Origin of the sequence: Rossellomorea sp. DA94 (genome assembly GCF_029834455.1) — a bacterium.
Classification (GTDB): domain Bacteria; phylum Bacillota; class Bacilli; order Bacillales; family Bacillaceae_B; genus Rossellomorea; species Rossellomorea vietnamensis.
Window position 1 is genome coordinate 837404 of record NZ_CP122397.1, and the last position, 14140, is coordinate 851543.

At 34.7% G+C, this 14140-nt stretch carries 10 protein-coding genes; 8 read left to right on the top strand and 2 right to left on the bottom strand.

Features of this window, described 5'->3' with window-relative positions; translation table 11 throughout:
- Positions 1 to 312: 312 nt before the first annotated feature.
- The 3 genes from P8596_RS04415 (at position 313) to P8596_RS04425 (ending at position 7035) form a co-directional block, all read left to right on the top strand.
- Positions 313 to 1275 (top strand): DUF4365 domain-containing protein, encoded by a 963-nt coding sequence (locus P8596_RS04415; protein WP_279726096.1) that lies wholly within the window; start codon positions 313 to 315, stop codon positions 1273 to 1275.
- 724 nt (positions 1276 to 1999) lie between these two features.
- The gene (locus P8596_RS04420; protein WP_279726098.1) at positions 2000 to 4564 is read left to right on the top strand and encodes an MrcB family domain-containing protein; all 2565 of its coding nucleotides are present in this window, start codon (positions 2000 to 2002) and stop codon (positions 4562 to 4564) included.
- Between the two features lie 2 nt (positions 4565 to 4566).
- Positions 4567 to 7035, top strand: a complete 2469-nt coding sequence (locus P8596_RS04425) for a DUF2357 domain-containing protein (protein WP_279726099.1) — start codon at positions 4567 to 4569, stop codon at positions 7033 to 7035.
- Between the two features lie 97 nt (positions 7036 to 7132).
- On the opposite strand, the gene P8596_RS04430 is transcribed toward P8596_RS04425, so the two are convergent.
- Positions 7133 to 7480: a hypothetical protein gene (locus P8596_RS04430; protein ID WP_279726100.1), complete on the bottom strand. Its 348-nt coding sequence runs from the start codon at positions 7478 to 7480 to the stop codon at positions 7133 to 7135.
- Between the two features lie 141 nt (positions 7481 to 7621).
- Between P8596_RS04430 and P8596_RS04435 the strand changes: the two genes are divergently transcribed.
- The 5 genes from P8596_RS04435 to P8596_RS04455 all read left to right on the top strand — a co-directional run bounded on the left by P8596_RS04435 (position 7622) and on the right by P8596_RS04455 (position 13087).
- Positions 7622 to 8299: a uracil-DNA glycosylase family protein gene (locus P8596_RS04435; RefSeq protein WP_279726101.1), complete on the top strand. Its 678-nt coding sequence runs from the start codon at positions 7622 to 7624 to the stop codon at positions 8297 to 8299.
- Between the two features lie 247 nt (positions 8300 to 8546).
- Positions 8547 to 10637 carry a GmrSD restriction endonuclease domain-containing protein gene (locus tag P8596_RS04440; protein ID WP_279726102.1) on the top strand — a complete coding sequence of 697 codons (2091 nt, stop codon included), beginning with the start codon at positions 8547 to 8549 and terminating at the stop codon, positions 10635 to 10637.
- Between the two features lie 4 nt (positions 10638 to 10641).
- On the top strand, positions 10642 to 11343 hold the full coding sequence (locus tag P8596_RS04445) for a hypothetical protein (RefSeq protein WP_279726103.1): 702 nt from the start codon (positions 10642 to 10644) through the stop codon (positions 11341 to 11343).
- A gap of 380 nt (positions 11344 to 11723) precedes the next feature.
- Positions 11724 to 12236: a hypothetical protein gene (locus P8596_RS04450; protein WP_279726104.1), complete on the top strand. Its 513-nt coding sequence runs from the start codon at positions 11724 to 11726 to the stop codon at positions 12234 to 12236.
- Positions 12237 to 12253: 17 nt separating this feature from the next.
- Entirely contained in the window at positions 12254 to 13087 is an 834-nt protein-coding gene (locus P8596_RS04455) for a YecA family protein (RefSeq protein ID WP_279726105.1), read from the top strand.
- Positions 13088 to 13432: 345 nt separating this feature from the next.
- Here the strand turns inward: P8596_RS04455 and P8596_RS04460 are convergent, their stop codons facing one another.
- Positions 13433 to 14023 (bottom strand): hypothetical protein, encoded by a 591-nt coding sequence (locus P8596_RS04460; RefSeq protein ID WP_279726107.1) that lies wholly within the window; start codon positions 14021 to 14023, stop codon positions 13433 to 13435.
- Positions 14024 to 14140 lie beyond the last annotated feature (117 nt).

Consider the following 14140-nt stretch of genomic DNA (forward strand, 5'->3'; position numbering starts at 1 on the left):
ATAGAATATACTATTTAGATTTTGTGATATGAATTAGAAAATTATTAAAAAGGTAATGCAAATATATATACAATTCATATGAGAAATTTCAAGGAATGAAAGAGAATTAATCAACATCTAATTTAATAACATTCTGAAACAGGAGCAAAACGAAGATAATGTTAAGAAAGTAGTAAGAAATAGTGGCACAATTGGCCTTTTAAAGAAAAAAGAAACCAAACCTAAATAAAGTACGTCTTGAAGGATCATTGTGTATTTTTCTATTATTTATTCTAACATCTAAAAAAGAAATGTTAATTTTGAGGTGATTTAATGAGTGGAAAAGAGCAACGTACTGAATCAGAAGTGAAATGTTTAAATAAAGTTGCTGAAGTTGTAAGAGAAAATTTCAGAGGAGAGTTTATTGAATTTCCACATAGAATTGATAATGGTTTTGATGGAGTTATAGTGTGGAGAGAGAACGGAAATATTATTGATGTAATTTATGTTCAATGTAAAGGTGGAGATAGTTATTTTCCTAAGAATTTAAAAGAATCTTTTAGGGTTCAAAATATCTCAAAAGAAGATTTAAAGAGATATAAAAGGGTTTGGGATAATGTATTTGGACCAGCGATAATGGTCGTAACAAATTCAAATAAAAAAGCATGGTGGATAGATTTGAAAAGTAGTGAAAGTTATGATAACACGGGAGAAGAATTATTCTGTAAAGAGAAAAACTACTTTAATAGTAGTGCGAGACTAAAAATTAGAAATCTAATTTCAAAAAATATGGATAAATATAAGATTCCTGAATTAGTTATTAATAATAATGGTTTACAAGACTTCTTAAAAGATCAATCACTAAAAACAAGTGCAAAAGATTTATATCGACACTTGGCAACAAGAAAGTTAAGTTCAAAATGCTCAGAATTGGATAATAAAATTGAATTCACTCGGATAGGATGGAGACATATAACCAGAAAGAAGAGAGACAAAGCTAGAATTACTCAATCCTTAATATTATTACCTTTAGTAAGGGAAATAATTGAAAATGCAACTGAGTTTGAAACCATAGATGCCAAATATTTTAAAGATAACGAAACTAAAAATAAAATAATATTAGATAAGTTAGTGATAAAAGCTCAATGTATTTTTAACTATAGATTTCCAGCTATTATAAAAGTGGTCTTATTAAGAAAAAGAGAAATCACAAAAACTGGAATTAGAGAGAAAGTGTGGTTTTATTCCATATATGAAGCAAGAAGAAAAAGAGGATTGAAAAGTTTGGTTAGGTAGAGGCCAGATTGGCAAATTAACTACTTACGCATTTGGATAAAATCCCGCGACTTTTGATGCCTTTTTTAAAACTGAGCATCAAACAGTTTCAACCGAATCCAGCCCCTATATTATTTATATAACTTTTAAAAATACTAGTCAACCTTTAAGAACTAGTTTATTTAGAAAAAGGTGTCTGACCCTCAGTTCTCAATACCCTACAAAGCCCGGGGCAGGTACATGACATAAAGGCCAGTATGCTTTATAGAGAGTTGTTTTCCTAAAGTATCTGAAAGAAAAGAACTATGAAGAGACTGATGAGTGAATCGCATCTGAAAGAAAAGAACTATGAAGAGACTGATGAGTGAATCGCATCTGAAATGAATTTGGAGAAGGGGGGGAAGCTGACTGATCTATTAGAGATCAGTCATACTTTGACTAATGGTTCATTAATTGAAGGAGTTGAAGTAGTGCGGAAAGAGAAAATGAAGAAGTGTGGTGGGTTTTTAGAGAATCTTTTAAGTTGATGGACAGGATTGATTCGATGATTTAGGTCGAATATCCTCTCGTTAAGGTGAGAAATTAAAAGAGAGAATCACTATAGGGAAAACGATTTAAATCAATTCGTTTTAATTTGGAACCGAAATAAAGTTATTTAAGACTTCTGTGCATATGCTGGAAGGCTTTTTTATTACATGGAAATAATTGTGATAAACTATAGAAAATGACTATTTAGGAGACAGCTATGATAATAGAAATCATAAAAGCATTGGCAAAACAAACAAACATGATAGAAACCTTATTGTTAAAGAAGAGGAACTACATTAAAAAAATAGATGAAAAAGGGATTTATGTAGAGACCGAGTCATCATTGGAGAAGTTTAAACGTGGAGAAAAAAATACTTCAATTGAATCCATTTCCTTTGAGTTTCTACAACAAGCGTGGGGAGAGTTTTCCTCAAAACGAGTAGCTTCTAAAGAGGACTTTGTTAAAACGAAGGGGAGAACTTCTTTTATTATGTCTTTCTTCTCAAAGCTGCCTTTTGTAAAGATAGTGGAGAAAGGACAAAAGACTGCCATTTCGTTCATTGAGTTCAAAACAGATGATTTGCCGAATGAGCAGATCCATAAAATTACGGCCTTTTTAGAGAAGGTTATTGAGGGTACGTATCAACCTGATAGATTAAGTAAACAACATAAGGGTAATGAGTATCGAATCACGTCAAGAGCACGGCAGGACTTAAGATTGTTAGGATTCCTGGATAAGGATCAACATCAAAATGAAAAACTCTTCGAAGAATACATTCAATCATCAAACAAGATAGAGCTATTAAGGGAACAGATTTTACATAAAGAATATTTTAGAATCGCGATTGAAATATTGGGCTTATTAAATGACCATACCCCAATCGAAAAAAAGAGAGCATTGATTGAGGTAGGAAAACTAATTGTAAGAAATTCACTTGGCGATAATCTGATGGTGGATAGTGTAGCGAGAGAAAGAACTACGAATCTTCTCAAGTGGCTTCAATATGTAGATTTAATTGATGATGAGTACACCCCGAACATTCAAGTCAATACACCAAAGGAGCATCCTATTGTGAAGACGGCGATACGTGAAAAATTCTTATATATCATGAATAACTACGTTCAAGCGAAGGCCCAACCATTTGGAGGGAATGAGCTTGGATCATATGTAAGAAGCGATGTCCCTAAAGAGTTCAAGCAGCTTGATTGTTTAAATGAACAATATGTCGTTACAGGCTCTGTTGGCCAAGGAAATTGGGCGTCTGTTCCTTGGATTGCCATTATGAATAAAGCTATTACAACTTCTACTCAAAGAGGCTATTATATCGTTTATTTATTCAGTGAAGATATGAGTAGAGTTTATTCAACGTTGGCACAGGGAGTAACGGAAACGACAAGAGAAGAAATGTTGAAGCGTAAGCAGGAAATCCGCGATCATGTAGATATGAAGACTTCGGTAAAGAAGGATAATGATTTATATCTGGGAGAGTCAAATAAAGCGAAGGGATATGCTTTATCGACTGCTGCGTACATAGAATACCGAAAAGATGACATGCCTTCTGAAGGAGAACTATTGGACGATTTAGAAAGCATGATTACTTATTATGAGAGATACATAGAGTATTCTAATACTCAAGACGAAACAGATGATGTTCTCCCTGAAGTAAAGGAAATCCAAGACGAGTTTCAAAGTGATGATGAACTAATTGATCATATCCATAATTATATTTCTGCTAAAGGATACTATTATGATCGCAAAGAGATCATCAACTTATACCTTTCTCTAAAGACAAAACCCTTCGTTATTCTATCCGGTATTTCAGGGACTGGTAAAACGAAGATTGTTCAGTTGCTCGCTGAAAGTCTTGGTGCTACTGCGAAAAATGGACAGTTTGCCCTGATCCCCGTTCGACCTGACTGGAGTGACGGATCCGATCTAATTGGATATCGGGATATTAAAGGAGAGTTCCAGGCAGGACCATTAACAAAAGTATTGATGGAAGCGAATCAGCCTGAAAACCTTGATAAGCCTTATTTCTTGCTGTTGGATGAGATGAATCTAGCACGAGTAGAATACTATTTTAGTGACTTGTTGAGTGTGATGGAAAGTCGAGATCGGCAGGAGGGGGAGATGGTATCTGCTCCTGTTGTGGTGGAAGAGGAGGTAGGAAGACTTCTTTTACGAGATAATTTCTACTTTATTGGCACAGTGAATATGGACGAGACAACTCATCCGTTCAGTCCGAAGGTATTAGATCGGGCAAATACTATTGAATATAATGACGTGGTGTTAGATCATTTTGGGTTTTTAACAAGGGAATCGATTGCTGAACCAGTGGCTATAGACAATCAACAAATGGCTGGAAGGTTTCTGAATTTGAAAGATGCTTTCTTTGATCATGAGGATCTGGTGAGAAAGGTTACTGGGTTGCTTGTTGAAGTAAATACAATATTGGAACCGATCAAGGCTCATTTCGGCTACCGGGTACGTGATGAAGTCTGTTTTTATATGATTTATAACAATGAAGGACAGCTGATGGAGTTTGACGACGCTTTTGATTATCAATTACTTCAAAAGATTCTTCCAAGATTAACAGGGAATGATCTGAAAACGGAGGAAGCTTTAAAGAAGCTATTCCTATTCTGTACAAGTCATGAGTGGGATGAAATGAATGCAGGACCGATCGTGAAAGAAGCACGTTTTTCAAAATCAGCCGAAAAGCTGTCTAATATGATTCCGAAAATCATGCATGATGGCTTTACTTCCTTCTGGGATAACTAAGGATGAGTGGATTGGAACCGAAAGAGCTGCTGTATATTGAGACTGATGATTTCTCCCTTTATATCAAGGGAACGCCGTATAATGCGAGGTTCGAGAGTTTATCACAGTATCGGAAGCATTCTGCTCTTAAGAAGGAAGCTATGACTTTTACCTACAGTGGTGAGAGCGTTCGATCGGTTGAATTGTATGGTGTGTCAACGGATTCCCTTGAAGAAGTGCAGGGGCAGTCTTTCTCTCCTATTTTCTTTGAGAATGGTGTATATCAGATTGTGATATCACCTAAAACGGATAAAAACTTGAACTTTTATCATGAGCATCCAGGTTTGAGAGATGCGGTTCAACCAGTAGGTAGAGGGAGCAATCCGATACTTATGGGGAATTTGCAGTTTATGAATGAAGTGGGCTACACGAGCTTTTCAATTAAGCATTATGAGAAGACCTTGCTCGAAGTGAAGCTTGAGATTTTCCCAACGAAATTAAGCTATAAGGATGATTATCGGAAGCTACTAGAGGAAGTAAATGATGAAGTGTATAATCTTGCTTTTCATTTTATTAAGAAGACGTTTCTCGGGGCTTCTAATCATTTATCGGAGAATCCTTCTTTGGCGGAGTTTTATCGGTTGATAGAGTTCTATTTTCAGAGCTTTATCAAGTCGATTCAACGGATTGAGGAACAGCCTCATCACCAGCTGCTGACGGAGCATCAGATGGTGAGAGGGGAACGAATTAAGAGGTTGGATAGCAAGGGACGTAAGCATTTACGAAGCAATCCTCAGTTGTTTATGGAAGCTGACAATGGACTAGTGCTACACGATAAGCCTGTTTTTCCTGTGAAAGGGTTAAATGCTAGAAAAACAATTACCTATGATACGTTAGAGAACCGATTTGTGAAGTGGATGATGGAGCGGCTTATTCATAAGCTATCGGATCTTGCTGCTAAGGTAAGTAGTCAATCAGGTAGATATGAGCGGAAGGTAGATGAAGAACTACTGCTCAAGGTGACACGAATGCAAGGTACCTTAAAGGCTTATTTGAATAAACCATTTTGGAAAGGTATCAGCAGCGTGGATCGAACGGTTACAAGCATGGTGATTCAGCGAAAGATCGGTTATCGGGACGCTTATAAGATATACCTTGTGTTGACTAGAGGATTGATGCTTGAGGGTGAGCTATTCAAAATGTCGGTGAAGGATGTCGCGACGCTTTATGAGTATTGGACGTACTTGAAGATGGGGCAGATATTACGAGCGAAGTATGTGCCTGAATACCAGGACGTTGTGGCAATTCGTCATGGCGCATTATTTGTTGATCTGGATCAAACTTCGAATGCGAAGCAGGTGTTTACCCATCCTCAAACTGGGGAGCGGATTGTCCTTTCTTTTCAAAAGAGAGAAGGTAAGGTACCTACTGTTACGCAGAAGCCTGATATTATGCTTGAGGTGGAGAAGAAGTATTCTCATAATCGCTATCATTATGTGTTTGATGCGAAATATCGGATTGATTTCGGTTTCGGAAATGATCAGGCTGAAAAGGTTGGTCCGTTAGAAGAGGATATTAATACGATGCATCGATACCGTGATGCATTGGTGAAGAAGCATCATGAGAGGGATAGCTATGAGCGGTATTCGTTTGGTGCGTATGTGCTGTTTCCGTGGAATGAAGAGCAGGCTTATGTAGATCATCCTTTTTATAAAAGTATTGATGAGGTGAATATTGGGGGTCTGCCGTTTTTGCCGAATTCTACTGTCCTGGTGGAGACATTAGTGGATCGATTAGTGGAAAGTAATCCTGAGGATCTGCAGGAGGAGGGTGTTTTGCCTACTGGTGCTTGGAAGCATTGGGAGTCTTCTTTGGATGAGAAGGTGCTTGTTGGAACGGTGAATGACAGGTCGGATTATCAAGAGTATAAGAGGGACAAGTATTTTGAGTTGGACTCTTCGTCTTTGAAGAGAGGTTGGCAGGAGAGTTTATATGTTGCTTTGTATGTGACGAGTGAAGTGAGTAGTGAGGCAGGTCCTGAGAATGGGATTCAGTATTATGGAAGAGTTGAGGATATAAAGGTTAATGACGGAAAGGTGAGGTTTGTAGTGGAGAGTTGGCAAGCCTTGAAGCAGGTGATTCGACCTGTTGGATACGGAATACAGTCTCATATGCTGACGACGATGGCATTGCTGGAGCAGTCTGAGGAGCTTCCGGAGTTGTTTATGAAGTCTGGTGAGGAGATTAAGCTTTGGCGGATGTTGAGACGATTGACTAGTAGGGTGTTTACTAGTTTGGATGATGTTTCGGTGGATCGGGCCCGGAAGGTTTTGGCTTATCAGATTGGGCATATGGAGGTTTTGTTGAATACTTCTCAGGAGCGGATTGAAGTTTTGCAGAATGGTGAATTGTTGAATACTGTTTCTTTGGGTGTTTTACAAAAGCATCCTGCCCAGGCTTTTAAGGTAATTAAGGAGAGTGTCTATAGTTGAAATACATATGAGTAAAGGAGACCCGATTTCATTTCGGGTCTCCTTTATTAATGACTAAACGAAAGACAACTACAATCTGCCCTTGCTTAAGTTATCCTCAAACTGTCGCAACTGCAATAGCGTTCATATAACTATAAGCGACTGCTTGCCCTGTACCAAACTTTTTTAATAGAATTTCCTCATTATCTTGGAAAGTCTTTAACAATTCGGAACTAACCGCTTTTCCGTAGAATCGTTTTCTTCCGGCATCAGTCCCCTCCTCGACAATTAACCAATTGTTAGGTTCATATGCACAAACCACTTTACCGCGATTAATACCAACTACATATTTAATTTGAGTGAATCTATCCTTGTTAATTTTCCAGTTTCCCCGTGTTGCTTCGTAATAGTCCTTCCCATCCTTAAGACCATTATGAATTTTCAACATTAGTATTTCTTCCTTCATATTTAACTCCCCCTTTTGAGTGACTCGAAATAATTTTAAGCTAATCATAAACCTACAGAAATTCCAATACAAGGAATAAAAAGGGTATTTACTGTTTTTATAGAATGATAGATTTATATGGGATATATTGGGGGTTGTTATATGGAGAGAATTCTTCAACTACATTACAAATTTTTTGAGAATATGCAAAGTGATTTAGAAATAAGGGAGACTTTAGGACGTGAAAAGATAACGGTACTAGACGGATTTTACAAAAATTTCGAATTGGTAAGTAGATACTATAAAACAGTTTATTCTAATCAAAAGGCAAGAGTAGTACTCTGTGGAATTAATCCAGGAAGAAATGGTGCTGGAAAGACAGGGATACCTTTTCTTGATTTTGACTCAGTTTCTCAGCTGATTTCAAACATTGATAAGAGGGATAAAGAACTGAGTGCGCAATTTATAAAGTCAATTATCGATGAGTTGGGAAGCGAAACGTACTACAAAGGTGTATATATGACTAACATATCATGGTTTGGTTTTGTGAAAAATAATAAAAATCTAAACTATTATGATTTACCTGGATCGTTACAGACTATCTTTACTGATTCATTTATAGAGGAAATGGATATCGTAGAACCTAAGGTCATTGTCCCTTTAAGTCAAAGGGTGGAAATGACACTGAAACAGATGAAGAAAGAAGGGAAGTTGCAATATCCAATAGCATCCAGGCTACCTCACCCCTATTATTGCTCTATTGGAAAGAATGCAATAAAGTACAAGGATGTCTATGTAAGAAGGTTAAATGACCTTATAAAAGATAAATCTAACGTTTAATTAAATTAGCAAAATCACTTGTAGGATTAGACCAACTAATTATCCTATAGATAATTTTTGCTTATATGTTTAGATGGAATTTAGAGAAGTCACATTGGATGGCTTCTTTTTGTTTTTAGAAAATTAGTAGGGAGTAAAGCAGAATTGAATCAATAGATTCATACTTATTTATAAAAAAATTCAGAAATCATGGTGATGAATTTGCTAAAATTATGGGAGATAGATTCTTACAAAGGGTGATGTGAAAATGAAAGCTTCTGAAACTAACTTTTTGAAATTTCTTCAAGGTCCCAAACAATTTATTATTCCGATTTATCAGCGGAAATATAGCTGGACTTTGGAGCAATGCAAACAGCTTTGGAATGACATTGTTCGGGCTTCAAATGATGATGAAATAATGGGACACTTCGTGGGTTCAGTAGTATATATTGAAAAGGGTTTATACCAAATTTCAGCTGTACCTCAATTACTTGTAATTGATGGACAACAGCGCATGACAACATTAACCTTATTGTTGTTAGCACTTGGCAAAGCGATTAAACAAAGTGAAGAAACTCATGAAGTTACCAGTAAAAAGATCAAGAACAGATACTTAGTAAATAATGACGAAGAAGATGACCTATACCATAAACTTTTATTAACCAAGTCGGATAAAGAAACGTTGTTAAGTCTAATTGAAGAAAGAGATTTGCCTGAAAATTATTCAATAAGAGTCTATGAAAACTTTCAATTTTTTATTGATCAAATATATAAAAGTGATATTAATCTAAATGCACTTTATCATGGGATAAATAAGCTTATTGTTGTTGATATTTCACTTGACCGGGATCATGACAATCCACAATTAATATTTGAAAGTCTTAACTCTACAGGACTGGAATTGTCTCAAGCCGATTTAATTCGTAATTATGTTTTAATGAAACTTGAGCCAAAGGAACAAGAAGTGCTTTATAAGAGTTATTGGTATCCAATGGAAAAGGGGTTTGGAAATCATAACGAATCTTCAATATTTGATAGATTTATGCGTGATTATTTAACGTTAAAAACCGGTCGTATTCCTAATATTAAAAAGGTATACTCTGCCTTTAAAGAATACGCTGCTAAACAACAAGAGTCAGACATTGAAGCCATTCTAAAAGATATCTATGAATACTCTAAGTATTTTGTTCGGTTAGCTTTTCAAACAGAAAAGGAAAAGGAAATAAATGATATTTTAAAGGATATTAACTCGTTAAAGGTCGATGTCTCATATCCTTTTTTACTTGAAGTTTATGATGATTACCATAAACAAATTTTGTCGAAGGCTGATTTTATAGCAATATTAAAATTAGTGGAATCTTATGTGTTTCGTAGAGCAATATGTGGTATCCCTACTAATTCACTTAATAAAACATTCTCAACACTGAGCAAGGAAGTAAATAAAAATAAGTATGTTGAGAGTGTACAGGCAGTCTTTACACTTAAAGACTCATATAAAAGGTTTCCGGACAATGAAGAATTTGCGAGGGAGTTGAAAGTAAAAGATATCTATAACTTTAGAAATCGTAACTATATATTGAGAAAACTTGAAAACGAAAATAGAAAAGAAATTGTGGATATTGAATCATATACGATTGAACATATAATGCCTCAAAATAAAAACTTGTCATATGAGTGGAGAGACCAGCTAGGTGAAAATTGGGAGGACATTCAAAAGACCTATCTTCATACATTAGGGAATCTAACCCTTACAAGGTATAACTCTGAACTAAGTGATCGACCATTCAAATTAAAAAGAGATATAGAAGGTGGATTTGCAGATAGTCCTTTACGGTTAAATACAGGTTTAGGCCGGCTTGAAGAATGGAATGAACAAGAAATAATAAGCAGAGGCAAGAGGCTAGCTGAAAAAGCTGTTTCAGTTTGGAACTACCCAGTACTTTCAAATGAAGTGTTGGCAGAGTATAAGAAAAAACCAAATGAAAAAGACAATATTGCTTATACAATCAATGATTATCCTGAATTAACAGGAGAGATTCTTGAACTGTTTGAGCAATTAAGAAAGAGAATATGTAACTTAGATACGTCGGTAAGGGAAGAATATAAAAAGCTCTATATTGCTTATAAAACTACTACTAACTTTGTTGATATTGTACCGCAGAAGAGCCGACTCAGACTAAGTATAAATATGGCTTTTGACGAAATATTTGATCCAAAAGGTCTTTGTAGAGATGTAACCAATATTGGTAGATGGGGAAATGGTGACATTGAAGTTGGTGTATCAAATTTTAATGATATTGATGATGCCATGGCTTTGATAAAGCAGTCTTTTGAGAAACATAGGGAAGAGCGGGGGTAAAAAGATGATGAGTTCTTTCTTTTCAACTTTAGGTGCTGTATTTGTAACTCTCGGAATACTTAAAATCTTTCCTGCAATTCTTAAAAATATTCTCTCAGAGACTCATAAACATAGAAATAATAAATTACTCGAAGTTATAAAGAATGTACATCAGAACCAGCTTGAAGGTGTAAAAAGCGATCTAAATAAGAAGTTGGAAGAAGTCAAAATGAATTATCAAAAAGAAATTGAAAATCACAAGAATGATTTATTAGATTTAGCAAGATACTCAGAATATCAATTTAAGCTGTATAATGAATTGTGGGCAAGTTTATACGACTTGAAGTATGAGGCTGATAACTTATGGAATCATGCTAGTAATTTACATATGCAGTCTTTTGCTCTTCAATTGTATGAAACAAAAAGAAGAGTAGGTCAGAATACATTGTTAATAAGAGATGATCACTACAGAGCTTTAATAGACACAATAGAAGCTTTTGAACAATTTAGAGTTGGGAAACATGATTTAATATCTCTAAGAAATAGAAGAACTAATATAACAACTGTTGATAGAGAGATTCAGAACCTCATTGATGCTAATAGAGATATTAAAAATGAATATAATATCTTGCTAGATAGTTTAGTTGTTGATTTTAAGAATTATGTAATTAGATCTTCTGATATAAAAGATGAACAATTAGAATTTATTAGTAGTAGGAATATATGAGAGACAAACTTTCTTTCAATCAAAATTAGCAATGGCTTAGAATTTGGTTTTGTACTACAACATTCGGATCCCCATCCGAATGTTGTTTTTATGCTTTTCATGCTATTAGGTGAAATCGAGCTGGGAAACAAAGGAGCCATGTGGAGTGACTCTTATATTGCGTAGTATACTTTATTATGTGCAAAAGCTTGGAAAAATTTAGGTATTTCGTCCGCTTCCTGTTATTTTCTGGTATAATTTAAGTGTGATTAATACTGATATTTAAGGGTTTCACTTAAATGAAGCAGTCTAGTTTAAAAGTCCTGTTAACTTGTATTCAACAAATGATTAGATTGTTTAAGAGTACATTCCAAAATAAGAAGAAAAAAGGAGCGAACAAAATGATACATGATAGTGAAAAAGTAAATGAATTAGTAATAACTGAAAGTGATTTGAACTTTGAGAAAATTTATAATAAACCTTATTTCCCTAAAAAATATGAGGAAGATTTAAAAAGAGCCAATTTATTATTATTACCGTATGAGGGGTTTAGAAATTTTGATAGCCCAGTTTTTCCAGAGCAAACTATGGAATTTTATAAGTTCATAAAGGATTATGAAGGAGATAAGTTGGTCGGTGAAATTAGTATTTCAGATGAAGACTACGCAGAGCTTGAATTACATGCTGATTTAATTAATCTAGCTGACATGATAGTTAATGATGCGGTATTACCTATTGCAATTGGCTTGATTACAAATTATCTTGATCGAAAAATCCAAGGACGGAAAACTAAACTGAAAGTAAAAGTTAAATTGACTGTTGTAGATAGAGATAAGTCTAAGAGTATCTCTTATGAAGGAGATGCAGATAAGTTTGAGGAAACTATTAAAGCTGCTAACCAATTTAATAACTAAATAGAAGGTGAGTTATTATGGATAGTCTACAAATTTCTGAGTATTTACAGGATTTTAAAGGAACAGAATTAAGAACGGATATATTAGATGAACTAGCTGAATTAAAAATAACAGCAGTAAAACATGGAGACCAACAAGAGGCTAAAAATATTTGGTGTTTAGAACAGGTTTATAAAGTGAAGAAACATTTTTTAACTATTTATAAACAACTAGTTGATAAAGAATTTTATAAAGCATGGTGCGAATTAGATCGTGCAGACATTGAATTATACTTTCTTCGAAAGCATTTTGATTATAGCGGGAATATATATAACCTAGAATTTATAGAACAAATTATTATTCAATTAAAAATGCTATTTCCTTATCAGTATTTCAGTAGTAGAGAATCTACTGTAAAGACTTGGAGATGCTCAATTTGTAGTCAGGTTATTACCCTAAGAAATTCTTGTGGTCACGAAGTAGGTGAGATATATAACGGTGAACAATGTTTTCGAAGTGCTGAAGACATAAAGTTTCATGGAATTGCAATAGTTACTAATCCTTTTGATAAGTATGCTGTTCTCTTCATTGAGGGTAAAGAATATAACTACGCTATGCTTGAGAATTTAATGAGAAATTGGACAAACCCCTACGAAAAATGGGAAATTAATGTCAGCAGAGATTTAAATGAAGAATATAAAGGCTTAGGTAGAAATGATTCCTGTGTATGTAATTCTGGTGAAAAATATAAAAAATGTTGTCTTAAAACAGGAAAAGATAAGCATGAACATTATAAGTTATTATTTTCGGAAAAAAATCCAAATAATTTCAAACACATGGAAAAGCAGACATTTAATACATGGAAACTCTGATTTAATATTTAAAAAACTTTAATTAGGAGAGAGAGACTTGATTCTATTTGAATATAAAGGTCAGAAAGCAGACAATTATTCTCATTCCTTTCCATGTGGAAAATGTAAAAAGGTTGAATCTTACTGAAATAATCACGGAGACAAGAACCAGGCATTGTCCTCAAATCGGTCGCTAAAATCAAATAAGAATTTATTAGGCTTAATATACAAAATTTTATAAATAACTTGTATATTAAGCCTTGATTTCTATTCAAAGAACATACTTCCTAAACAAAATTATTGGATTGAAATGGGGCACTAAATTCTCATTCCTGTCTAATACATTTGAACATTCATCGGTGTTTTTTACTTCACTTTATACTGTACCTCTGATGATTTCTCCAAGTAATCAGCAATGTACGCTACATCTTCCTCATGTTCCTTATCCCCATGCTTAGGCATATAAAACTTATTCTGAAACTTCCCCTCCCCATCATAAAAAAGAAGATGTCTAGAAGTAGATACTACTTTTAAATTCTGACCAATCCTATGTTGTTGATCTCCGAGTAAGAAGGCATCTTGATCCTGATGAAACACAATCATATATTCCTCATCGTTTGCTGGCTGGTATTTCTCTCTTAAACGTCGGGCTGATTTCTTCAGGAAAACATTGATTCTGAAACGGAAATAAAGATAAAACACCAGGAGTACCACCAGGGATATACCGAACGCTAATAGAGCTGGGAACATCACTTGCAATATATGTGCGAATATCAGTTGGGAAGATGTACTAGTTGATTCTTGAAATGAATTATACAAAGACAAGAATAAACCTGCGGAGATCACGACCACTCCTATGATTCCAAAGAAGTAAACTTTTCTAAAGTAAGGCATGTATTTGAGGAGCTCATAATATCCTTCATCAGACAGCTTGAATGTGAATGTCTTCTTTTCCAAATAAGGTCCTCCTCTCTAATGGTCATAACTTTAAGTCTAATTTATATGGATGAAAGTTCAAGGGTTTTCATGCCATTAAATGGCGTATTCATTAAGTTCATATGTCCTCCTTCAAAC

Coding starts and splice junctions, on each gene's coding strand:
- P8596_RS04415 (WP_279726096.1), top strand. CDS start 313: ATGAGTGGAAAAGAGCAACGTACTGAATCAGAAGTGAAATGTTTAAAT.
- P8596_RS04420 (WP_279726098.1), top strand. CDS start 2,000: ATGATAATAGAAATCATAAAAGCATTGGCAAAACAAACAAACATGATA.
- P8596_RS04425 (WP_279726099.1), top strand. CDS start 4,567: ATGAGTGGATTGGAACCGAAAGAGCTGCTGTATATTGAGACTGATGAT.
- P8596_RS04430 (WP_279726100.1), bottom strand. CDS start 7,480: ATGAAGGAAGAAATACTAATGTTGAAAATTCATAATGGTCTTAAGGAT.
- P8596_RS04435 (WP_279726101.1), top strand. CDS start 7,622: ATGGAGAGAATTCTTCAACTACATTACAAATTTTTTGAGAATATGCAA.
- P8596_RS04440 (WP_279726102.1), top strand. CDS start 8,547: ATGAAAGCTTCTGAAACTAACTTTTTGAAATTTCTTCAAGGTCCCAAA.
- P8596_RS04445 (WP_279726103.1), top strand. CDS start 10,642: ATGATGAGTTCTTTCTTTTCAACTTTAGGTGCTGTATTTGTAACTCTC.
- P8596_RS04450 (WP_279726104.1), top strand. CDS start 11,724: ATGATACATGATAGTGAAAAAGTAAATGAATTAGTAATAACTGAAAGT.
- P8596_RS04455 (WP_279726105.1), top strand. CDS start 12,254: ATGGATAGTCTACAAATTTCTGAGTATTTACAGGATTTTAAAGGAACA.